The organism is Blastococcus mobilis, from assembly GCF_900188025.1.
Lineage (GTDB): Bacteria > Actinomycetota > Actinomycetes > Mycobacteriales > Geodermatophilaceae > Blastococcus_B > Blastococcus_B mobilis.
Genome location: NZ_FZNO01000003.1, coordinates 71257 through 92207, shown reverse-complemented (window position 1 = coordinate 92207; position 20951 = coordinate 71257). Strand labels below are relative to the sequence as shown.

Below are 20951 nucleotides of genomic sequence, written 5' to 3'. Positions count from 1 at the left end.
GGGTCCCACTCGGCGCGACCCGGCCGCCGTCGACACGCGGGGCCCGATCCGGGTCGCAGGCGCCGGACGTTCGGCGGACCACTAGCGTTATCGGCATGTCCCGCCGCGCCAAGATCGTCTGCACCCTCGGACCGGCGACCAGCTCCCTGGAGCAGGTCACGGCCCTCGTCGAGTCCGGGATGGACGTGGCGCGGCTGAACTTCAGCCATGGAGCGCACGAGCACCACGCCGCCGCCTACGCACTCGTCCGCCAGGCCTCGGACGCCACCGGTCACGCCGTCGCTATCCTCGCCGACCTCCAGGGCCCGAAGATCCGGCTGGGCACCTTCTCCGACGGGCCGGTGAGCTGGCCGACCGGCAGCCAGGTCTGCATCACGGTCGACGACGTCGACGGCACCGCCGAGCGGGTCTCCACCACGTACAAGAACCTCGCCGACGACGTCCGCGTGGGCGACCGCCTGCTGGTGGACGACGGCAAGCTCGCCCTCACCGTGGTGCGGGTCGACGGCCCGGACGTGGTCTGCCTCGTCGTCGAGGGCGGCCAGGTGTCCAACAACAAGGGGCTGTCCCTGCCGGGCGTCGCCGTCAGCGTCCCGGCGCTGTCGGACAAGGACGAGGAGGACCTGCGATTCGCCCTGCACCTCGGGGTCGACTTCATCGCGCTGTCCTTCGTCCGGCACCCGCACGACGTCGAACTGGTCCGCGACATCATGCGGCAGGAGGACATCTCCGTGCCGGTGATCGCGAAGCTGGAGAAGCCGGAGGCGGTGGAGAACCTCGAGGCCATCGTCGAGGCGTTCGACGGGATCATGGTCGCCCGCGGCGACCTCGGTGTGGAGCTGGCGCTGGAGCAGGTGCCGCTGGTGCAGAAGCGTGCCGTTCAGGCGGCCCGGGAGCGCAACAAGCCGGTCATCGTGGCGACCCAGATGCTCGAGTCGATGATCACCAATTCCCGACCGACACGAGCGGAGGCCTCCGACGTGGCCAACGCCGTCCTGGACGGTGCCGATGCGGTCATGCTCTCGGGGGAGACCTCGGTGGGAGCGCACCCGATCGGGGCGGTCCGGACGATGGAGCGCATCATCGACGCGGTCGAGAGCGATCACCTCTGGGTGCCCGACGTGGAGCGGCGCTCCCGCTCGCGCTCCGGGGCGATCGTGCGGGCGGCCAAGGATGTCGGCGAGGCACTCGGCGTCAAGGCGCTCGCGACGTTCACGCAGACGGGGGAGACCGCCCGCCGGCTCGCCGCGCTGCACCCGCGTCAGCCGCTGCTCGCCTTCACGGTCGACGCGCGGGTGCGCAGCCAGCTCGCGCTCTCCTGGGGCGTCGAGACGTTCCTCGTGCCCGCGGTGGAGCACACCGACGACATGGTCGCCCAGGTGGACTTCTCGCTGCTGTCGATCGGACGGCTCAAGGTCGGCGACCGGGTCGTCGTCGTGGCCGGCAGTCCGCCCAACACGGTGGGGTCCACCAACCTGATCCGCGTGCACGAAGTCGGCACCGACTCGTGACCGGTGGCACGGAGGGCACGCAGGCGGCCGCGCTGAAGGCGGTGCTGGACCTGGAGGAGCGCGACACCGACGTGTTCGTCGGGCAGACGCCGAGCACCGAGCGGCAGCGCATCTTCGGCGGGCAGGTCGCGGGCCAGGCGCTCATGGCCGCGGGCCGCACGGTCGCCCCCGAGCGCGGCGTGCACTCGCTGCACTCGTACTTCCTGCGGCCGGGTGACCCGCTCGCGGAGATCCGCTACGCCGTCGACCGGATCCGGGACGGCCGGTCGTTCACGACCCGCCGGGTGGTGGCCTGGCAGCAGCGCAAGGGCGAGGACGTCGCGATCTTCGCGCTCACGGCGGACTTCCACGCCGGGGAGATGCCGGTCGCCGAGCACGCCACGCCCATGCCCGAGGTCCCCGCACCCCAGACGCTGCCCGGCACCGCCGAGATCGTCGCGCGGCACGGCGACAAGGCGGCCTGGATGGACGCGATGGGCCGCGTCGTCGACCAGCGTTTCCTGCAGGACCCGTTCGCGGCGCCGCCGAAGTCGCCCCCGACCACGCAGACCTATACCTGGCTGCGGGTCGCCGGCGAGCTGGGGGAGGACCCCGCGGTGCACGCGGCCGCGCTGACGTTCGTGAGCGACCTGACGCTGCTCTCGGCCGGTTTCGCCCGGCTCGGTGGCGGCTGGCCGGACTTCGTCGGCGCGAGCCTCGACCACGCCGTGTGGTTCCACCAGCCCGTCCGCGCCGACGACTGGTTCCTCTACGAGACCGACAGCCCCGCGGCCTCGTCGGGTCGAGCGCTGTGCTTCGGGAAGATCTGGTCGGCCGACGGCACGCACGTCGCCACGGTCGCGCAGGAAGGGCTCATCCGGGCACTGACGGACTGAGCGAGCCCTCGTCGGCCGCGGATCCCTCCGCCTCAGCGGTCGCCTCGTCAGCGGTTGCCTCGTCGGACGACGGGGTCGGCTCAGCGGCCTGCCGCGCCCGGGCCTCCTCGGCCTCCTGCTCCGCCCTGCGCTGGGTGGCGCGCTCGGCCGCCGCGGCGGCGAAGTCGGCGGCCAACCAGTCGAAGCTCTCACGGAGGAGCGTCCACACGCGCTCGACGTGTGCGGGGGTGGTCGTGGGGGAGCCGACCGCGATCCGCAGGACGGCCTGTCCCTCGACCGTCGTATGGGTGAGGAACACCTCGCCGCCGTCGTTGAGGCGCTCCAGCAGGGTCATGGTGGCGACGTCGGCGTCGACCTCGTCGGCCCATCGGGGGCGCAGGCAGACCAGGGAGAGCGGATGCGGCGCGACGACGTCGAACCGTTCGTCGGCCGCCGCCCACCCGGCCAGCTGCTGTGCCATGGCGACGTGTGCGCGGATGTGCGACCGCAGCCCCTCCGCGCCGTACCAGCGGAGGACGAACCACAGCTTGAGCGCCCGGAAGCGGCGGCCGAGGGGGATCTGCCAGTCGCGGAAGTCCACGACCGTCCCGGCGTCCGTGGCGGCGTTGCGGAGGTAGTCCGGGAGGATCGCCAGGGCGCCGGTGAGCGCGACCCGGTCGGCCACCCAGAACAGGGTGGCGTCGAAGCCGGTGAGCAGCCACTTGTGGGCGTCGGTGGTGTAGCTGTCGGCCCACTCCACGCCGGCCTGGAGCTCGCGCAGCTCGGGGACGAGCGCGCTCACCCCGGCGTAGGCGGCGTCCACGTGCAGCCAGACGCCGTACTTCTGGCAGATCGGCCCGAGCTCGGCGAGCGGGTCGATCGCCGTCGTCGACGTCGTCCCCACCGTGGCGCAGACCAGCACCGGGGTGTAGCCCCGGGCGATGTCGCGTTCGAGCCGGGCCGCGAGAGCCGCCGGCCGCATGGCGAGGTCGCCGTCGACCTCGACGATGCGGACGGCGTCGCTGCCCAGGCCGGCGATCCGGACCGCCTTCTCCATGGACGAGTGGGTCTGCGAGGAGACATAGACGGTGGCGCGGTCCGGCTCCACACCGTGGCGGACGGTGCCGCCCCTGCTCGCGCGGTGGAGGGCGGCCAGCAGCGCGACCAGGTTGGCGCCGGAGCTGGAGTCCTGGACGACCCCACCGCCCGTGCCGGTGGAGCGGAACGACGCGGGGAGGCCGAGGAGGTCGGCGACCCAGTCCATGAGGTGCTGCTCGAGCTCGGTCGCGGCCGGGCTGGTCACCCACGACATCCCCTGGACGCCGAGGCCCGCCGAGACGAGGTCACCCAGGACGGAGGGTCCGGACGTGTTGGCGGGGAAGTAGCCGAAGAAGCCGGGGTGCTGCCAGTGCGTCGTCCCGGGGAGGACGATCCGGTCGAGGTCGGCGAGGACGGCGGAGAACGGCTCGCCCTGCTCGGGCGCCTCGGCCGGCAGGGTCGCGCGCACCTCACCGGGGGAGACCTGGGAGCGCACCGGGAAGTCGCCGATCCGGGACCAGTAGTCGGCGATCCAGTCGACGACCTCGTGGCCGTGCTGCCGGAACTGCTCGGGCGTCATGTGGGGGACCGGGACGTTCGAGGCGTCGCTCACGGCACCACCGTATTGCCTGACCGGTGAGCGGTCGGCCGTGGTGTCTTTGTCGGGGCGGGTGGGCCCCGGAGGGGTCCGCGGGGGCGTGACGCAGCGGCTCAACGATTCCGGGGACGGCCATTGGCCGCGGTGTCTTTGTCGGGGCGGGTGGGCCCCGGAGGGGTCCGCGGGGGCGTGACGCAGCGGCCCAACGATTCCGGGGACGGCCATTGGCCGCGGTGTCTTTGTCGGGGCGGGTGGGCCCCGGAGGGGTCCGCGGAGGCGTGACGCAGCGGCTCAACGATTCCGAGGACGGCCATTGGCCGCGGTGTCGTCCGGAGGACGACAGACTGCATGGTGCCCCCGGTGCGACTCGAACGCACACTGCGCGGGTTTTGAATCCGCTCCCTCTGCCGATTGGGGTACGGGGGCCGACCGGGGAACCCGGCTGCACGAGCAGCGTAGCGGTGAGGTGCGGCGGCCCCGACGTCGCTAGGCTCCTCCACCGTGAGCACCGAGACGATCCGCGTCATCATCGCCGAGGACGAGGCGCTCATCCGTCTCGACCTCAAAGAGATGCTCGAGGAAGAGGGGTACTCCGTCGTCGCGGAGGTGGGTGACGGCCAGCAGGCTGTCGACCGGGCGACCGAGCTGCGTCCGGACCTGGTCATCCTCGACATCCAGATGCCCGTCCTGGACGGGCTTTCGGCCGCCGAGCAGATCGCCTCGGCCCGCATCGCGCCGGTCATCGTGCTCACCGCGTTCAGCCAGCGGGAACTCGTCGAGCGGGCGCGGGACGCCGGCGCCATGGCCTACCTGGTGAAGCCGTTCTCGAAGAACGATCTGGTCCCGGCCATCGAGGTGGCGCGCGCCCGGTTCTCGGAGATGACAGCTCTGGACGGCGAGGTGCGCACGCTCGAGGAGCGGCTGGAGACGCGCAAGGTCGTCGAGAAGGCCAAGGGCCTGCTCATGGCCCAGCAGGGGATCACCGAGGCGGAGGCGTTCCGCTGGATCCAGCGGACGGCGATGAACCAGCGCACCTCGATGAAGGGGCTCGCGCAGTCGATCGTTGACGCCGGGGCGGTCGCGGACGCCGTCGCGGACCCGGCGAGCGAGGGCACGACCGCCTGACCCGGCTCGGCCGGGGCCGTACTCCGTCGTGACGCACGGTTCGCCGACGTTCTCGGCGGAGTGGCTCAGATCACGACCTCATCACGGTCAGTGGAACGCCGGGTGCATCCTCTCCCGTGGCAGTTAGGTTCTCCGCACCGATCGGGCGTCCGAGCGGCGGATTCGTCCTGCGGACCCGTCCGGCGACGCACAGAACGATGACACTGGGAGTTGCTTGATGCGCACTGGCACCACTGCCCGCAGCATCGCCGTCACCGGTGCCGCCCTGCTCGCGCTCACCGCCTGTGGCGGCGGCGGCGAGGAGGGTGGCGACACCGGCGGTGAGGGTGGCGGCGAGAAGCAGGTCAACATCTACGGCACCGACGGCAACATGGGGAACGCTCTCGGCGAGGACTTCGACGAGGAGGGCGCGCTGGCCGGGATGAAGGGCACCACGCCGCTCACCGAGCTCGGCTCCGAATTCACCGACCGTCTGCTCGAGATCGACCCCGAACTGCAGGACTACAACTACGCCGGTGAGACCTACGACGCCGTCGTGATCACCGCGCTGGCCGCCCAGATGGCGGGCACCAACGACGCCAACGTCTTCAAGGCTTACGTCAACGGCGTGACCTCCGGTGGCGAGAAGTGCGAGGACTTCGCGTCCTGCCTGGAGATCATCAACTCCGGTGGCAACCCGGACTACGACGGCGTCTCGGGTCCGCTGGCCTTCACCGACGCGGGCGAGCCGGCCGAGGCGAGCTTCGGCATCCTCCAGTTCGCCGAGGACAACACGATCCACGCCGAGGACAACGAGTACGTCTTCGCCGGGGACGAGGCCAATGCCTCCACCGACGAGGGTCCGCCGCCGGCCCCGCCCGGCACGACCGGTGAGCCGCTGGTCATCGGCTACCTGCTGCCCGAGACGGGCAACCTGGCCTTCCTCGGCCCGCCGGAGATCGCCGCCTTCAACCTGGCGATCTCCGACATCAACGAGGCGGGCGGCGTCCTCGGCGCTCCCGTCCGTGCCGAGGGCGGCGACTCCGGTGACACCTCGACCGACACCGCCACGCAGACCGTCGACCGTCTCCTGCAGGCCGGCGTGAACGCGATCGTCGGCGCCGCGTCGTCCGGCGTGAGCCAGACCGTCATCGACACCATCACCGGTGCCGGCGTCATGCAGATCTCCCCGGCGAACACCTCGGACATCTTCACGACGTACAACGACAACGGTCTGTACTTCCGCACCGCGCCCCCGGACGTGCTGCAGGCCCGCGCGCTGTCCGACCTCATCCTCGAGGAGGGCAACAACACCGTCGGGATCCTGGCCCTCAACGACCCGTACGGCACCGGCCTGGCGGAGAACACCGCCAAGAACCTGGTCGAGGGCGGCCTCTCCGAGGGCGACATCAAGACGATCATCTACGACCCGCAGGCTGCGAACTTCGACTCCGAGGTCCAGCAGATGGTCGAGCTCAACCCCGACGCGATCGTGGTGATCGGGTTCGAGGAGTCGTCGAAGATCATCCAGGGTCTCAACGCCCAGGGCATCGGCCCGCAGCGCTGATCTCCCGTGCCGGGTCGCTGACCCGGTAGGTGTTCCCGCAGTGGCCCGGCACCGTTCTCGGTGCCGGGCCACTGTGCTGTGCAGGCCGCGCTGTCCGCTCGGTCCCGGTCCGTGGCCGCTCTCGGCAGCGTCGACCGAGCACCGACATTCCAGGCGGTGGAAGGTCCGTGCCCGGGACGACGCCCCACCACCGGACCTGCGGCGCTGTCCCGCATCCGTCCCGCACACGGGACAGCGCCGGCCCTCCCGCGGGAGGGCCGGCGCTGTGCCGCGCGGAGTCCGGGCCTGCTACGCCTTCGCCAGGGTCCCCAGGTAGAGCTCGATGACCTTCGGGTCGTGCATGAGCGACTCCCCGGTGTCGGTGTAGGCGTTGCGGCCCTGGTCGAGGACGTAGCCGCGGTCGCAGATCTGCAGGCATCGGCGCGCGTTCTGCTCGACCATGATGATCGAGACACCGGTCGCGTTGATCCGCCGACAGCGGATGAAGACCTCGTCCTGGTAGGCGGGGGACAGGCCCGCCGAGGGCTCGTCGAGCAGCAGCACCGACGGGTCCATCATCAGCGCCCGGCCCATGGCGACCATCTGCCGTTCGCCACCGGACAGCGACCCGGCCTTGCCCTTCCGTCGCTCGCCGAGCAGCGGGAACAGGTCGACGACGAAGTCGAAGCGGTCCTTGAACGTCTTCGGCCGCAGGTAGACGCCCATCTGCATGTTCTCCTCGATGGTCAGCGAGGGGAACACGTTGTTGTTCTGCGGCACATAGCCCACGCCCAGGGACACCAGCCGGTGCGCCGGCGCCGAGGTGATGTCCTCACCTCGCAGGGTCACCGACCCCGAACGCACGGGGATCAGCCCGAACAGCGCCTTGAGCAAGGTGGACTTCCCGGCCCCGTTCGGCCCGATGATGCCGACCAGTTCCCCGTCCTGGAGGTAGAAGTCGCACCCGCGCAGGATGTTCACCCCTGGCACGTAACCGGCGACCAGGTCGTCGGCCCGCACCAGCGCTCCCTCGGCCAGGCGCGTGTGCTCCTCGCGGGTGGCGGCCTTCTCGGCCGGGGAGAGCTGGGTGGACGTCGCCGTGTCGGCGCGGGTGAGGTCCTCGCCGGACTCGTCCACCTGGAACAGGGGCTCGCTCATCGGTCGGTCCTCTCGGGCCTGGTATCGGCGCTCAGCACGTCACCGTCGGTCTGTTCCTCGCGCGCGATCGCCTGTTCCGCCTGGGCGAGCACCTGGTCCTCCTCCTCGACGGTCAGCGGCGCATCGTGGTGGGCCCCCAGGTAGGCGTCGACCACGGCCTGGTTCTGGCTGATGGACTCCGGCGGGCCCTCCGCGATGATCCGGCCGGCCGCCATGACGACCACCCAGTCGCTGATGTCGCGCACGACGTCCATGTCGTGCTCGACGAAGATGACGGTCATGCCCTGCTCGCGCAGGTCCTTGACGTGCCCGAGCAGGCTCTGCGTCAGGGCCGGGTTCACCCCGGCCATCGGCTCGTCCAGCATGACGACGTGCGGGTCGCTCATCAGCGCCCGAGCCATCTCGAGCAGCTTGCGCTGACCGCCCGACAGCGTGCCGGCGAAGTCGTCCTTCTTGGTGTCCAGCTTGAACCGATGGAGCAGCTCCATCGCCTTCTCGGTGTTGGCCTTCTCCTGGCCTCGCCAGATGCCCGGGACGAGGGCCCGGAAGAAGCTCTCGCCGCGCTGGTCCTGCGCCCCGAGCAGCATGTTCTGCAGCACGGTGAGGCGTGACAGGGCCTTGGTCAGCTGGAAGGTCCGGACCACGCCGAGCCGGGCCACCTCGTGCGGCGCCATCTTGCCCAGCGACCGGCCGTTGAACGACCAGGTGCCGGTATCGGGCTGGTCGAACCCCGTGAGCAGGTTGAACAGCGTGGTCTTGCCGGCACCGTTGGGGCCGATCAGACCGGTGATCCCGCCGCGCTGGATCTCCAGGTGGTCCACCGAGACCGCGGTGAGGCCGCCGAACGTCCGGGTGACGCCGTCGACGACGACCGCCGGGTCCGGCTTGGCGACGCCCACCTCCCAGGGGAGGTCGCGCAGCGCGGCCTGGGCCAGCCGGCGAGGGGCATCCCCGCTGTGGAAGCCGCCCGGGGCATCGGACCGGTCGCCGGCGCCGGGCGCGCCGGCACCGGACGCCGTCGCGCCGTGGGGAGTCGGGTCAGCGGGCATCGAGCATCACCTCTCGTCGGTCACCGAAGATGCCCTGTGGCCGGAAGACCAGGAGCAGCATGAGGCCCAGGCCCACGAGGACGAAGCGGATCGCCGCCACGTCGGTCGCGGTGAACAGGCCCTCCGGGATGACGCCGTTGCTGATCAGCGTGCGCAGCAGGGTGTCGGCGAACTGGATGAGGAACAACAGCAGCATGGCCCCGATCACCGGGCCGAGCACCCGGGCGGCGCCGCCCAGGATGAGCGCCGCGTACGCCAGGAACGTATTGGCGTTCTGGTACTGGTCGGGGATGGCCGAGCCGGTGCCCACGGCGTAGATCATCCCGCCGAGTGCACCGAAGACGCCGCCGAGGACCAGCGCCTGCATCTTGTAGACGTAGACGTTCTTGCCCAGGGCGCGGACGGCGTCCTCGTCCTCGCGCACCGACTTGACCACCCGGCCCCAGGGGCTGCGCATGAGCAGCCAGACGAGCACGCACCCCAGGGCGACGACGACCCATCCGACCAACATGACCCAGAGCTCGGCGCCGGACCACGTGGTCCCCAGGAACGAGTAGCGCTTGCCGGTCTCCCACGGGGCGAGCGCGATGAAGTCGCGGTTGAACGCCGCCAGTCCACGGGTGCCGCCGGTGACCGGCGTGGCCGAGACCGAGCGGAACAGCAGCCGCAGCCCTTCGGCTGCCGCGATGGTGGCGATCGCCAGGTAGTCGGCCCGCAGCCGCAGGGTCGGCAGACCGAGCAGCAACGCGAGGACGACGGCAGCCAGGAGGCCGACGAGGACACCGACCCAGAAGGACAGGCCCCACTGGCTCACCGACACCGCGATGCCGAATCCTCCGAGCATCGCGAAGGCGATCTGGCCGAAGTTGAGCAGCCCGGTGTAACCGAACTGCACGTTGATGCCGATCGCCAGCAGTCCGAAGAAGATCGCCTGGAAGCCGAGACCGGCCTTCAGGGCGACAGACAGAGCGTCGAGCAGGTCTCCCATGGCTCAGCCGATCCGTGCGCGGCTGCCCAGGATCCCCTGGGGCCGGATGACGAGGATGACGATCAAGAGCAGCAGCCCGCCGACGTACTTCATGTCGTCGGGGATGACCAGCGTCGACATCTGGACGAAGACGCCGACGACGAGACTGCCGACGAGGGCGCCGTAGGCGGTGCCGAGCCCGCCCAGGGTCACCCCGGCGAACATCAGCAGCAGAAGCCGGAAGCCCATGTCCCACTGCACCTGGTCCGAGAGGCCCAGCAGAACTCCACCGAGGGCGGCCAGGCCTGCTCCCATCACCCAGACGACCATGATCACCCGGTTGACGTCGATGCCGGACGACGCGGCGAGGTCACGGTTGTCCGAGACCGCCCGCATCGCCTTGCCGATCTTCGTGCGCTGCAGCATGAGGGCGACGAGCACCAGCACGACCACCGAGATGACGATGGAGAACAGGGCCCGGTTGGTCAGGTTGAACAGCCCGTAGTCCACCGCTCGCTGCGACTGGTACTGGCCGTACGGGCTCGACCGGCCGCCGTAGAAGATCTGGATGCCGTAGCGCAGCACCAGCGACAGGCCGATCGAGACGACCAGCGCCGCAACCAGCCCCGTCCCGCGGCGGCGCAGCGGCCGCCAGATACCGAGCTCGTTGAGCGCACCGACGGCGCCGCCGACGACCATGGCCAGCAACGTGGCCGGGATCAGCGGGACGCCGCCCTGGATGTTGATGTACCAGGCGACGACGGCGCCGATGGTCACCAGCTCGCCGTGGGCGAAGTTCGTCAGCCCGGTCGTGCCGAAGATCAACGACAGGCCGACGGCGCACATGGCGATGAGCAGGCCGAACCGCAGGCCGTCGACGAGCAGCTGGACCGCCCGGACCCCTCCGCCGCCGGCGCCGCGGCTGCCGTCCTCCAGCCCGAGGTTGACCGGCTGGCGCCGCCCCTCGGCCACGGTGACGGTGCGGCTCTCCTCGCCGCTCAGCGTCACCCCCTCGGGCAGGTCGTCGGCGTCGATGCTGACGACGTACTGGCCGGGGCCCGGGAGGTCGACCGACCACCGGCCGTTCTCGTCGGACTCGACCTCGTCGATGCGCTCGCCGTCGACGCTCTCGACGAGGACCTCGACACCCTCGATCGGACCGCTGAGGCTCGTCTGGAGGGTGCCGGCCACTGCCTCCCCCTCGGCCTGCGCGATGCCGGGCGTGAAGGCCGTCAGCCCGAGCCCGAAGGCAAGGACCAACAGGGCCCGTACGACGGTCCCGTGCGGTCTCCGAGATCGACGGCGGCCCGGAGACCGATGCGGGGACCCGTCGGGGCCCGAACGTCGACCGTGCCGGCGGGCACGGTTTCCCGCGTGCGTCACTCGACCTCCCAGGGCGGATGATTGAGCACGGACCCTAACCCGGTTGTGTTCCTCGTCTCTCTTTCCGGGCTGACCTGTGACCTTTCCGCGACACGCCAGCCCGGTAACGGTCGGTACTGCTGCGGCGCGCCGCCGTCATCACGGCTGTTCAGCGGTGCAGTCTTGCCCCACCTTCTCGGGGGAGGCTCGTGTGTCAGGAACCGGTTCGCGGTCCCGCGTGGTCACGCGCACGGCGCGTCCCGCCGACCTGCCCGCCGTCCTCGGGCTCGTCCGGCAGCACCGTGCCGACGCCCACGCGGAGGACGTCCTGAGCGGCCACACCCGGCTCAACGCCGCCGCCTCCGGGTTCCGCCGGCTGCTCGACGACGCGGGTCATCGCGTGGTCCTCGCCGTCCTCCCGGGTCCCAACGCCGCGGCCGGTGGCGCCGACGGTGAGGTGGCGGTCGGCCTCGCCGTCCTGGGCCTCGACCCGCTGTCCCAGGTGCTCGGCAATCCGCAGGTCACGGTGGACACCTTCGTCGTCCACCGCGAGTACCGGCGCCGTGGTGCCGGCGCCGTCCTGCTGGCCGCGGCGGCCGCATACGCGCAGGAGAACGGCGCCGACCACGTCGTCGCCGCGGTCGGTGGGCACGAGGCGGAGCGGCAGCGGTTCTTCGCCCGCATGGGCTTCGCGCCGCTGACCACGCGCCGCATCGTCGGGCTCGACTCGCTCACCCGATCACTGGCCGCCTGGCAGCGGAGCGGCCTGCTCGTCCCCGCGCCACGCCGGGCGCCCCTACGACGGCGGCCGGTCGTCCGCGCGCTGCCGACGGCGGCCGTCGAGGGCTGACGGTCAGGCGGGCAGGATCATGCAGGTCAGCCGGGCAGTGGCCGTGGGCCGGCCCTCGTCGTCGCATACCTCGATGAGGAAGGTCGCCAGCGTCCGCCCCCGGCGCACCGGCGTGCAGACCGCCGTGACGACGCCGGACGTCACCGAGCGGATGTAGCTGGCGTTGAGCTCGATACCCACCGCCTTGCGGTCCGGGCCCACTCCCAGGATGGCGGCCCAGCTGCCGATCGTCTCCACCAGTGCACAGGTCGCGCCGCCGTGCAGCAGGCCGAGGGGCTGCTCGTTGCCCTCCACCGGCATCGTCGCGACGAGCCGGTCGGGGTCGAAGTCCACGATCTGGATGCCGAGCTTGTCGTCGAGCGGGCTGCTGACGCGGGCGGGGGCCCACGACGGGGGAGAGGTCGTCACCCGGGCACGGTAGCCACCCCTGGCCCCGCCGCAGAGCCGGCCCCGCCGCAGGGCCGGCCCCGTCCAGGGGGCCGCCCTGAGCTCGCGAAGGGTGGGGAGGACGGGGTCCTTGCTCGAGCGGTGGGGGGCAACGGGGTCCTCTTAGGATCGACGGCGATGTCCGCTCAGGTCTCCGCTCCCAGCGCCCCTGCCGCCGTTCCCACCGGGACGGGGGTCCGCCCCCGGCTGCTGCTGCTGGACGGGCACTCGCTCGCCTACCGCGCCTTCTTCGCCCTGCCGGTCGAGAACTTCTCCACGACGACGGGTCAGCCGACCAACGCCGTCTACGGCTTCACGTCGATGCTGATCAACGTGCTGCGCGACGAGCAGCCCACGCACCTGGCGGTCGCCTTCGACGTCAGCCGGAAGACCTTCCGCAGCGAGATCTACGCCGACTACAAGGCCAACCGCTCGGAGAGCCCGACGGACTTCCGCGGGCAGGTCAGCCTCGTCCAGGAGGTGCTGGCCGCGCTGCGCGTCCCGGTCATCACCGCGGAGAACTACGAGGCCGACGACGTCATCGCCACCCTCACCGTCCAGGCGGTGGAGCAGGGCATGGACGTGCTGATCTGCACCGGGGACCGCGACGCGCTGCAGTTGGTCAACGAGCACGTCACCGTGCTGTACCCCCGGAAGGGCGTCTCGGACCTCACCCGGTTCACGCCGGAGGAGGTCGAGACCAAGTACGGGCTGACGCCCGCCCAGTACCCCGACTTCGCCGCGCTCCGGGGCGACCCGAGCGACAACCTGCCGAGCATTCCGAGCGTGGGGGAGAAGACGGCGGCCAAGTGGGTCCGCGAGTACGGCTCGCTGGACGCGCTGGTCGACCAGGTCGACACGGTGAAGGGGAAGGTCGGTGAGAAGCTGCGCGAGCACCTCTCCTCGGTGCTGCAGAACCGCCGGCTGACCGAGCTCGACCGCGCGGTCCCGCTCGAGGTGGGCCCCGCCGACCTCGCCGTCCAGCCCTGGGACCGCAACGAGGTGCACACCCTCTTCGACAACCTGCAGTTCCGGGTGCTGCGTGACCGGCTGTTCGCGACGCTCACCAGCGCCGAACCGGAGGTCGAGGGCGGTTTCGACGTCGCCGAGGACGAGGTGACCCCCGGCGGGCTCGCCGACTGGCTGCAGGCCAACGCCCGCACGGGCCGGACCGGCGTCATCTTCCGTGGCACGTGGGGCCGCGGCACCGGCGAGCTGACCGGGCTGGCGCTCGCGGCCGCGAACGACCACGCCACGTTCGTCGACGTCGGCCCCTCCCTGGACGCCGCCGACGAACAGGCCCTCGCCGCCTGGCTGGCCGATCCGTCCGCCGCCAAGGTCGTCCACGAGGTCAAGGGCCCGCTGCTGGCGATCTGGGCACGGGGCTGGGAGCTGAACGGGGTCATCAGCGACACCGCGCTGGCCGCCTACCTCGCGCTGCCGGGGCAGCGGTCGTTCGACCTCGGGGATCTCGCCGTCCGCTACCTGCGGCGTGAGCTGAAGAACGCCGCCGAGCCCGAGGGCCAGCTCACCCTCGACGGCCTGGGTCCCAGCGAGGACGACGTCGCGAAGGAGGCCGCACACGCCGACGTCCTCAAGGCCGTCGCCGTCAACGACCTCTCCGATGCCCTCGAGACCGTGCTCGGCCAGCGCGGAGGCGATTCCCTCCTCGGTGAGATCGAGCTTCCGCTGACCCGCGTGCTGGCCGCCATGGAGTACCGGGGCATCGCCGTGGACCTGGACTTCCTGCACGACCTGCAGAAGGAGTTCGCCGAAGGCGTCGCCGCCGCGGCGGCCGAGTGCTACGCCGTCATCGGGCGGGAGGTGAATCTCGGCTCGCCCAAGCAGCTGCAGACGGTGCTCTTCGACGAGCTGGGTCTGCCCAAGACGAAGAAGAACAAGACCGGCTACACGACCGACGCCGAGGCGCTGACCTCGCTGCTGGCCTCGACCGGGCACCCCTTCCTCGAGCACCTCCTCCGCCACCGGGACGTCACCCGGCTGCGGACGGTCATCGACGGCCTGATCCCGATGGTCGACGACGTCGGCCGCATCCACACCACGTTCCAGCAGACGATCGCTGCGACCGGGCGGCTGTCGTCGACCGACCCCAATCTGCAGAACATCCCGATCCGCACGGCCGAGGGGCGCCGGATCCGGCAGGCGTTCGTCGTGGGGCAGGGCTACGAGTCGCTGATGACGGCGGACTACAGCCAGATCGAGATGCGGATCATGGCCCACCTCTCCGGGGACGAGGGCCTGATCGAGGCGTTCACCTCGGGGGAGGACCTGCACTCCTTCGTCGCCTCCCGGGCGTTCGACATCCCGATCGAGAGCGTCGACCCGGAGATGCGTCGCCGGATCAAGGCGATGAGCTACGGACTGGCCTACGGGCTCTCCGCCTACGGACTGGCCCAGCAGCTGCGCATCACCCCCGAGGAGGCGCGCGGGCAGATGCAGGCCTACTTCGAGCGCTTCGGCGGCATCCGCGAGTACCTCGACACCGTCGTGGACGAGGCGCGGACGACCGGTTACACCGAGACCACTCTGGGCCGGCGCCGCTACCTGCCCGACCTCACCAGCGACAACCGCCAGCGCCGGGAGATGGCCGAGCGGATGGCGCTCAACGCCCCCATCCAGGGCTCTGCCGCCGATGTCATCAAGGTCGCCATGCTCAAGGTGGAGAAGGCGATCGCCGCCGAGGGGCTGGCGTCGCGGATGCTGCTCCAGGTCCACGACGAGCTCGTGCTCGAGGTGGCGCCGGGGGAGCGGGAGAGGCTCGAGGAGCTCGTGCGGCGGGAGATGGCCGCCGCCGCCCAGCTCTCGGTGCCGCTCGAGGTCTCGGTCGGCTTCGGCAGGACCTGGAACGACGCGGCGCACTGAGGTCCCGCCCTCCGAGCAGCGCCAGAACACGCTGAGCGCCCTCTCGCACGTCGTGAGAGGGCGCTCAGCGCGGGTCGATCATGGTTGCGTGCGTCGCACGCACGACGAGTTCGAGGAAGACGGGGTCCGACATGCCGTCCAGGGGGCCCACTTCCCAGAGGCCGGGCCCGGGGTCGGGGTGGTCGTGGGCTCAGCACCGGCGGCAGACCAGGATCAGGGTGCCCGGCACCAGGGCGCCGCGTTCGGGGGACCACTGGCCCCAGTTCTCCGTCCGGCCGGCGGTCCACTCGGGCTCGACCAGGTCGTCGAGGACCAGGCCCGCGCCGACGACCGCCCGCACCCAGTCACCGACCGTGCGGTGGTGCTCCACGTACACCGTGTTGCCGGCGTCGTCGGTCTCCACGTAGGGGGTCCGGTCGAAGTAGGAGGAGACGATCCGCAGGTCCTCGGGGTCGGCGGAGTCCGGGAACGGCCAGCGCATGGGGTGGTTCACCGAGGCGACGAACCGGCCACCCGGCCGCAGGACGCGGGCCACCTCGCGCAGGGCCCCCTCGACGTCTGCGACGAACGGGAGACCACCGAAGGCCGAGCACGCCAGGTCCAGGGAGCCGTCGGTGAACGGGAGCGCCCCGGCGTCGGCCTGCACCAGCGGCACCGCGACGCCGGTGGCGCGGTTCAGCTCGGCGGCGTGCTGCAGCATCCCGGCGGAGAGGTCCAGGGCGACCACGTCGGCGCCGGCCGTCCGCAGCCAGCGGGCGCACGGCGCCGAGCCGCAGCCGAGCTCCAGCACCCGGCGCCCGGCGACGTCGCCCAGCAGATGCGCCTCGGCTTCCCGCAACCCCTCCGGGCACCACAGGAAGTCGGCGTCCCCCAGGTCCGCACCGTGCTCGGCGAGATACGCCGGCGCGGCGGCGTCCCACCACCGGCGGTTGGCCCGCACCGACTCCTCCACACCGGCGCGGCGGCGCGCGACACCGCCGGCCGCGGGATAGCCGTCATCGGCGAGCGGGAGGCCGGAGGGAGCAGTCGACGAGTCGGTCATGGCGCGCCGATGGTGACACGCCGGGGCAGCGGTCCCCGGGCGCGCACCCAGGTGGACCCGGGCCTCCGCGCGTCCGTACCATGGGAGTGCGCCAGAGGTCTGTCGTGCTCTTCCCCACACGGGAAGGCCCGCGCCGGTTCTCCCCGCTGATCATCCCCGCGGTCCCACGGCCGCGGGTCGTCCTGTCCCTACGCATCCCCCGTCCGGAGCTACCAACCACATGACCTCCACCCAGGTCCGTCCTTCCAGCACCCCCCAGATCGCGATCAACGACATCGGCTCGGCCGAGGACTTCCTCGCGGCGATCGACCAGACGATCAAGTACTTCAACGATGGGGACATCGTCGAGGGCGTCATCGTCAAGGTCGACCGGGACGAGGTGCTGCTGGACATCGGCTACAAGACCGAGGGCGTCATCCCCTCGCGCGAACTCTCCATCAAGCACGACGTCGACCCGAACGAGGTCGTCAGCGTCGGCGACGAGGTGGAAGCCCTGGTCCTCCAGAAGGAGGACAAGGAAGGGCGGCTGATCCTCTCCAAGAAGCGCGCACAGTACGAGCGTGCCTGGGGGACGATCGAGGCCAAGAAGGAAGCCGACGAGGTCGTCACCGGCACCGTCATCGAGGTCGTCAAGGGTGGCCTCATCCTCGACATCGGCCTGCGCGGCTTCCTCCCCGCTTCGCTGGTCGAGATGCGTCGCGTCCGGGACCTGCAGCCCTACGTGGGCCGCGAGCTCGAGGCGAAGATCATCGAGCTGGACAAGAACCGCAACAACGTGGTCCTCTCCCGGCGTCAGTGGCTGGAGCAGACGCAGTCCGAGGTCCGCAGCGAGTTCCTCAACAAGCTCGCCAAGGGGCAGGTCCGCTCGGGTGTCGTCTCCTCGATCGTCAACTTCGGTGCGTTCGTGGACCTCGGCGGCGTCGACGGCCTGGTGCACGTCTCGGAGCTGTCGTGGAAGCACATCGACCACCCGTCCGAGGTCGTCGAGGTGGGCCAGGAGGTCACCGTCGAGGTCCTCGACGTCGACCTGGACCGTGAGCGGGTCTCGCTGTCGCTGAAGGCGACGCAGGAGGACCCGTGGCGTCAGTTCGCCCGGACCCACCAGATCGGGCAGGTCGTCCCCGGCAAGGTCACCAAGCTGGTTCCCTTCGGTGCGTTCGTCCGCGTCGACGAGGGCATCGAGGGCCTGGTGCACATCTCCGAGCTGGCCGAGCGCCACGTGGAGATCCCCGAGCAGGTCGTGCAGGTCGGCGACGAGATCCTGGTCAAGGTCATCGACATCGATCTGGACCGCCGCCGCATCTCGCTCTCGCTCAAGCAGGCCAACGAGGGCGTCGTCGGCGACGAGGAGCAGTTCGACCCGGCCGCCTACGGCATGGCCGCCTCCTACGACGCCGAGGGCAACTACCTCTACCCCGAGGGCTTCGACGCCGACACCGGCGAGTGGCGCGAGGGCTTCGACGCGCAGCGCGAGGAGTGGGAGCGGCAGTACGCCGAGGCCCAGGCCCGCTACGAGGCGCACCGCAAGCAGATCGCCGCAGCGAAGGAGGCCGACGCCGAGGCGGCCGCCGGCGGCAGCTACTCCAGCGACGACGCGGCCGGCCCGGACGCCCCGGCGACCGGCGGCACCCTGGCCAGCGACGAGGCACTGGCCGCGCTGCGGGCCAAGCTCGCCGGCGGTGAGTGAGCACTAGCGGTACCGGTCCGGAGGCCCGGCATCCCTCAGGGGGTGCCGGGCCTCCGGCGTGCTGAGGCAGGAGATCCTGCGGGCACGAGAAAGGCCCCGCGGACGGCGTTCGCGGGGCCTTTCTGCAGCGCCGTCCCGGGCCCCGGCCTGAGCGTGCACAGGCCGGGGAGGACGGGATCCTTCCTCAGAGGCTGAGGATGTTCCTCAGAGGCTGAGGATGATGGCGAATGCGGTGCGCGGGCGGCCGCCCGAGCCGGCGAGGAAGCTCCACGTGTGGCGGCCGGCGGACGGGGCCTGGAACAGCCACTGCAGGAAGACGTTGCGCCGCGGGGCCGCGGGGCGCTGGAACTGCATCCGCTCACGCACGGCAGGGATGTCGGCGCAGCGCACACCCGTGGTGGCACCGAGCCGGTGGCGTCCGGCGCCTCGGTGGGCGGCATGCGACGACGAGGGACCGGCGGGGGTGGGACGGCTCATGTTCTCGTTCTGCCTCTCTCGGCGGGGAAGATCGCCGTGACGGACGTTAGTGCCGTGACGCGTGTGACTGGTGCGACGCGCCGGGGGGAACGGTCACGCGTTACCGGGCCGTGACATGGCCCGCCGCGAGGACGGCACCGCTGGTGGTTACTGTCCGGACGTGGTGCGCATCGGACTGACCGGAGGCATCGGGTCCGGCAAGAGCACCGTCTCGGCGCTGCTGGCCGCCCGGGGGGCCGTGATCGTGGACGCCGACCGGATCGCCCGCGAGGTGGTCGAGCCGGGGACTCCGGGCCTGGCGCGGATCGTCGAGGCGTTCGGGGAAAGGGTCCTCGCATCCGACGGTGCCCTGGACCGTGCCGCCCTCGCCGCCGTCGTGTTCGCCGATCCGGAGGCCCGTCGCCGGCTGGACGGGATCGTCCACCCGCTGGTCCGCGCCCGAGCCTCCGAGCTGGCCGCGGCCGCCCCGCCCGGCGCCGTCGTCGTGCACGACGTCCCCCTGCTGGTGGAGACCGGGCAGGCGGCCTCCTACGACCTCGTGCTGGTGGTGGAGGCCGATCCCGCGACGCGGGTGTCCCGGCTCGTCCAGCGCGGCCTCACGGCCGAGGACGCACGCGCGCGGATGGCGGCGCAGGCCTCAGACGGGCAGCGCCGGGCGGTCGCCGACGTCGTCCTGGACAACAGCGGAACACCGGAGCAGCTGGCCGAGCAGGTCGACCGGTTCTGGGTGGAACGCATCCAGCCGGTGACCGGATGAGCGAGCCGGGCTGCGCGCAGCCCACCGGGACGGCGGCCCCCGAGGTCCGGCGGGCGCAGTCGACGACGTGGGTGTCCCTCGTCGTCATCACGGTGGGCACGGCCATCGCCGTCCTGCTCGACGAGGAGGCGAATCCGATAGGGCAGGGCCTCTTCGCCGTGGTGGCGGCCCTGGAGATGATGATCGCGCTGCTGTGGTGGCGATCGGCCCGGCGCCGCGGCACCCGCTGATCGGCGTGGCTCCCGGGCTGCCCGAGAGGTGATCCTCGTGGGCGGCCCGGTCCGGCGGTGCGGGTCGGCGGCCCTTCCTCTTGCGGAACCAGTTCGTCCAAGGGATGGTGTGCGCCGCACGAGGAGGCGCGCATGCCGTGGTGGGTGTGGCTGCTGAGCATCTGGGGCGTCGTGGGCCTCGCCGTCTCGTTCTGGATCGGTGCCGCCGCGGCGATCGCTCGTCGGCGGGAGCGTGCCGTCCGGGCGCACCAGCGGAGCGAGGCCCTCGAGCGGGACCGGCGCGAAGCGGGCTGAGTCGGCCCGGGGGATGCCCGGTCGGGAGGCTCCACCGCCGACGCTGCACGCGTGCCCTGAGCCGGAAAGACACGAGCCCCGCTGGCGGACGAATCCGCCGGCGGGGCTCGGTGGGCGATACTGGGATCGAACCAGTGACCTCTTCCGTGTCAGGGAAGGTGCGCCACCCCGCTCACCTGCGGGTATGCGCCTGACCTGCGGTGTTGCGTGTCGAGGGCGACAGCAGACGTCGACGGAGTGAAGCGTCGTGGCGCACGTGCGGCGCACGCCCAGCCGTCTGGGAGACACCGGCGGCCTGGTGTGGTCTGCTACCGGCCGACAACCCGACGTCACCGGAGGATGACCATGCGCAAGGCCCTGACCGTGCTCACCGCCCTGGCAGCCCTGACGGCCTGCGGCGGCAGCGAGGACGCGACGGAGGACCGGCCAGGCAGCGTCGAGGTGTACGAGCGCATCGAGGCCGCCACCGATTGCGCGGCGCTACAGACCGAGTTCGACACCGCCAGCGCCAACCACGACCGGGCCGAGGCCGGCAGTGAGCAGGCCGAGGCAGCGACGGCCTACATGAAGGCCGCGGACGAGCGGATGCGCGAGCTCGACTGCTACTGAGCGACCAGCCGCAGAAGCTGGTCGACGGCCAGGTGTGCTCCCCACATGCCGGCCACGACGATGGCCAGGCCGATGGCGGTGAGCAGTAGGACGAGGGGCGCGTCCCGCCACCATCCGGCCCGTCGGGCCGGGTTCGCGAGCGCGCCCCAGCGGACTCCGACCCACATCAACCAGCGGGTGACGAAACCCACCTGACCCTCCCGCATGACCCGGCGGAAGAGGCCGTCGGTGTCCCGAGCGGTGACCGGCGCGCGGCCGCCGGTGCTGCGTGCCCGTGCGAGCTGGACGCACAGCCAGTCGTGCAGCACCGCAGCCTTCTCGTACGCCCCCGTCGGCGGGATCAACGTCCAGAACAGCCGCGGCACCGACGCCAGGTCGGTGGGAAAGTCCGACGGGATGTGCAGGACGTCGTCCTCACCGACGTACTCGGTCGGGCCGACGGTGGCGTACTGGCCGGCCCCCCGGTAGCAGAGCACCGGGCCGCGAGCGAATGGCACGGGGAAGTTCTC

20 protein-coding genes and 1 tRNA gene are annotated in these 20951 nt (G+C 71.4%); 11 read left to right on the top strand and 10 right to left on the bottom strand.

Features of this window, described 5'->3' with window-relative positions; all coding sequences use genetic code 11:
- Positions 1-95: 95 nt before the first annotated feature.
- Positions 96-1511, top strand: a complete 1416-nt coding sequence (gene pyk, locus CHB94_RS03810) for a pyruvate kinase (protein WP_089335265.1) — start codon at positions 96-98, stop codon at positions 1509-1511.
- Positions 1508-2386 carry an acyl-CoA thioesterase gene (locus CHB94_RS03805; RefSeq protein WP_089335264.1) on the top strand — a complete coding sequence of 293 codons (879 nt, stop codon included), beginning with the start codon at positions 1508-1510 and terminating at the stop codon, positions 2384-2386. Before pyk ends, CHB94_RS03805 begins: the two co-directional genes overlap by 4 nt.
- Here CHB94_RS03805 and CHB94_RS03800 read toward each other — a convergent pair.
- Together CHB94_RS03800 and CHB94_RS03795 are read right to left on the bottom strand one after the other, a co-directional pair.
- On the bottom strand, positions 2364-4016 hold the full coding sequence (locus CHB94_RS03800) for a pyridoxal-dependent decarboxylase (RefSeq protein ID WP_254920376.1): 1653 nt from the start codon (positions 4014-4016) through the stop codon (positions 2364-2366). The two genes, CHB94_RS03805 and CHB94_RS03800, sit on opposite strands and share 23 nt — an antisense overlap.
- Positions 4017-4350: 334 nt before the next feature.
- Positions 4351-4427, bottom strand: a tRNA-Leu gene (locus CHB94_RS03795).
- A gap of 75 nt (positions 4428-4502) precedes the next feature.
- Here CHB94_RS03795 and CHB94_RS03790 point away from each other — a divergent pair.
- Positions 4503-5126, top strand: a complete 624-nt coding sequence (locus tag CHB94_RS03790; RefSeq protein ID WP_089335263.1) for an ANTAR domain-containing response regulator — start codon at positions 4503-4505, stop codon at positions 5124-5126.
- Positions 5127-5343: 217 nt separating this feature from the next.
- Complete coding sequence (locus tag CHB94_RS03785) at positions 5344-6672, top strand: ABC transporter substrate-binding protein (RefSeq protein WP_089335262.1); 1329 nt, start codon at positions 5344-5346, stop codon at positions 6670-6672.
- 288 nt (positions 6673-6960) lie between these two features.
- Here the strand turns inward: CHB94_RS03785 and CHB94_RS03780 are convergent, their stop codons facing one another.
- Genes CHB94_RS03780 through CHB94_RS03765 form a run of 4 tightly spaced genes read right to left on the bottom strand, consistent with a single transcriptional unit; the run spans position 6961 to position 11085 of the window.
- Entirely contained in the window at positions 6961-7809 is an 849-nt protein-coding gene (locus CHB94_RS03780) for an ABC transporter ATP-binding protein (protein ID WP_217899153.1), read from the bottom strand.
- The gene (locus CHB94_RS03775; protein ID WP_089335261.1) at positions 7806-8858 is read right to left on the bottom strand and encodes an ABC transporter ATP-binding protein; all 1053 of its coding nucleotides are present in this window, start codon (positions 8856-8858) and stop codon (positions 7806-7808) included. The genes CHB94_RS03780 and CHB94_RS03775 overlap by 4 nt, the downstream gene beginning before the upstream one ends.
- Complete coding sequence (locus tag CHB94_RS03770) at positions 8848-9846, bottom strand: branched-chain amino acid ABC transporter permease (protein WP_089335260.1); 999 nt, start codon at positions 9844-9846, stop codon at positions 8848-8850. Before CHB94_RS03770 ends, CHB94_RS03775 begins: the two co-directional genes overlap by 11 nt.
- A gap of 3 nt (positions 9847-9849) precedes the next feature.
- Positions 9850-11085, bottom strand: coding sequence for a branched-chain amino acid ABC transporter permease (locus CHB94_RS03765; protein WP_254920375.1), 1236 nt, complete (start codon positions 11083-11085; stop codon positions 9850-9852).
- Between the two features lie 340 nt (positions 11086-11425).
- Between CHB94_RS03765 and CHB94_RS03760 the strand changes: the two genes are divergently transcribed.
- Complete coding sequence (locus CHB94_RS03760) at positions 11426-12037, top strand: GNAT family N-acetyltransferase (RefSeq protein WP_089335258.1); 612 nt, start codon at positions 11426-11428, stop codon at positions 12035-12037.
- A gap of 3 nt (positions 12038-12040) precedes the next feature.
- Here CHB94_RS03760 and CHB94_RS03755 read toward each other — a convergent pair whose 3' ends face one another.
- Positions 12041-12445: a PaaI family thioesterase gene (locus tag CHB94_RS03755; RefSeq protein ID WP_089335257.1), complete on the bottom strand. Its 405-nt coding sequence runs from the start codon at positions 12443-12445 to the stop codon at positions 12041-12043.
- 156 nt (positions 12446-12601) lie between these two features.
- Between CHB94_RS03755 and polA the strand changes: the two genes are divergently transcribed.
- Complete coding sequence (gene polA, locus CHB94_RS03750; protein ID WP_089335256.1) at positions 12602-15346, top strand: DNA polymerase I; 2745 nt, start codon at positions 12602-12604, stop codon at positions 15344-15346.
- Between the two features lie 190 nt (positions 15347-15536).
- On the opposite strand, the gene CHB94_RS03745 is transcribed toward polA, so the two are convergent.
- Complete coding sequence (locus tag CHB94_RS03745) at positions 15537-16388, bottom strand: class I SAM-dependent methyltransferase (protein WP_089335255.1); 852 nt, start codon at positions 16386-16388, stop codon at positions 15537-15539.
- A 220-nt stretch (positions 16389-16608) separates the two neighbouring features.
- Here CHB94_RS03745 and rpsA point away from each other — a divergent pair, with 220 nt between their 5' ends.
- A complete protein-coding gene (gene rpsA, locus CHB94_RS03740; RefSeq protein WP_089335254.1) occupies positions 16609-18075 on the top strand; it encodes a 30S ribosomal protein S1 in 1467 nt (488 codons plus the stop codon).
- Positions 18076-18279: 204 nt separating this feature from the next.
- Here rpsA and CHB94_RS03735 read toward each other — a convergent pair whose 3' ends face one another.
- Positions 18280-18552: a hypothetical protein gene (locus CHB94_RS03735; RefSeq protein WP_089335253.1), complete on the bottom strand. Its 273-nt coding sequence runs from the start codon at positions 18550-18552 to the stop codon at positions 18280-18282.
- A gap of 160 nt (positions 18553-18712) precedes the next feature.
- Between CHB94_RS03735 and coaE the strand changes: the two genes are divergently transcribed.
- The 4 genes from coaE to CHB94_RS03715 all read left to right on the top strand — a co-directional run bounded on the left by coaE (position 18713) and on the right by CHB94_RS03715 (position 20442).
- The gene (coaE, locus tag CHB94_RS03730; RefSeq protein WP_176445402.1) at positions 18713-19309 is read left to right on the top strand and encodes a dephospho-CoA kinase; all 597 of its coding nucleotides are present in this window, start codon (positions 18713-18715) and stop codon (positions 19307-19309) included.
- Entirely contained in the window at positions 19306-19539 is a 234-nt protein-coding gene (locus CHB94_RS03725; protein ID WP_089335251.1) for a hypothetical protein, read from the top strand. Before coaE ends, CHB94_RS03725 begins: the two co-directional genes overlap by 4 nt.
- A gap of 132 nt (positions 19540-19671) precedes the next feature.
- Positions 19672-19833, top strand: coding sequence for a hypothetical protein (locus tag CHB94_RS24975; protein ID WP_176445401.1), 162 nt, complete (start codon positions 19672-19674; stop codon positions 19831-19833).
- Positions 19834-20178: 345 nt separating this feature from the next.
- A complete protein-coding gene (locus CHB94_RS03715) occupies positions 20179-20442 on the top strand; it encodes a hypothetical protein (protein WP_089335250.1) in 264 nt (87 codons plus the stop codon).
- On the opposite strand, the gene CHB94_RS03710 is transcribed toward CHB94_RS03715, so the two are convergent.
- Positions 20436-20939 (bottom strand): DUF1353 domain-containing protein, encoded by a 504-nt coding sequence (locus tag CHB94_RS03710; RefSeq protein ID WP_089335412.1) that lies wholly within the window; start codon positions 20937-20939, stop codon positions 20436-20438. The genes CHB94_RS03715 and CHB94_RS03710 overlap by 7 nt on opposite strands.
- Positions 20940-20951 lie beyond the last annotated feature (12 nt).

What these genes read in the sequence shown, in the direction of transcription:
- pyk (WP_089335265.1), top strand. Translation starts at nt 96, where the DNA reads ATGTCCCGCCGCGCCAAGATCGTCTGCACCCTCGGACCGGCGACCAGC.
- CHB94_RS03785 (WP_089335262.1), top strand. Translation starts at nt 5,344, where the DNA reads ATGCGCACTGGCACCACTGCCCGCAGCATCGCCGTCACCGGTGCCGCC.
- CHB94_RS03780 (WP_217899153.1), bottom strand. Translation starts at nt 7,809, where the DNA reads ATGAGCGAGCCCCTGTTCCAGGTGGACGAGTCCGGCGAGGACCTCACC.
- CHB94_RS03775 (WP_089335261.1), bottom strand. Translation starts at nt 8,858, where the DNA reads ATGCCCGCTGACCCGACTCCCCACGGCGCGACGGCGTCCGGTGCCGGC.
- CHB94_RS03770 (WP_089335260.1), bottom strand. Translation starts at nt 9,846, where the DNA reads ATGGGAGACCTGCTCGACGCTCTGTCTGTCGCCCTGAAGGCCGGTCTC.
- polA (WP_089335256.1), top strand. Translation starts at nt 12,602, where the DNA reads ATGTCCGCTCAGGTCTCCGCTCCCAGCGCCCCTGCCGCCGTTCCCACC.
- CHB94_RS03745 (WP_089335255.1), bottom strand. Translation starts at nt 16,388, where the DNA reads ATGACCGACTCGTCGACTGCTCCCTCCGGCCTCCCGCTCGCCGATGAC.
- rpsA (WP_089335254.1), top strand. Translation starts at nt 16,609, where the DNA reads ATGACCTCCACCCAGGTCCGTCCTTCCAGCACCCCCCAGATCGCGATC.
- CHB94_RS03735 (WP_089335253.1), bottom strand. Translation starts at nt 18,552, where the DNA reads ATGAGCCGTCCCACCCCCGCCGGTCCCTCGTCGTCGCATGCCGCCCAC.
- CHB94_RS03725 (WP_089335251.1), top strand. Translation starts at nt 19,306, where the DNA reads ATGAGCGAGCCGGGCTGCGCGCAGCCCACCGGGACGGCGGCCCCCGAG.
- CHB94_RS24975 (WP_176445401.1), top strand. Translation starts at nt 19,672, where the DNA reads ATGCCGTGGTGGGTGTGGCTGCTGAGCATCTGGGGCGTCGTGGGCCTC.
- CHB94_RS03715 (WP_089335250.1), top strand. Translation starts at nt 20,179, where the DNA reads ATGCGCAAGGCCCTGACCGTGCTCACCGCCCTGGCAGCCCTGACGGCC.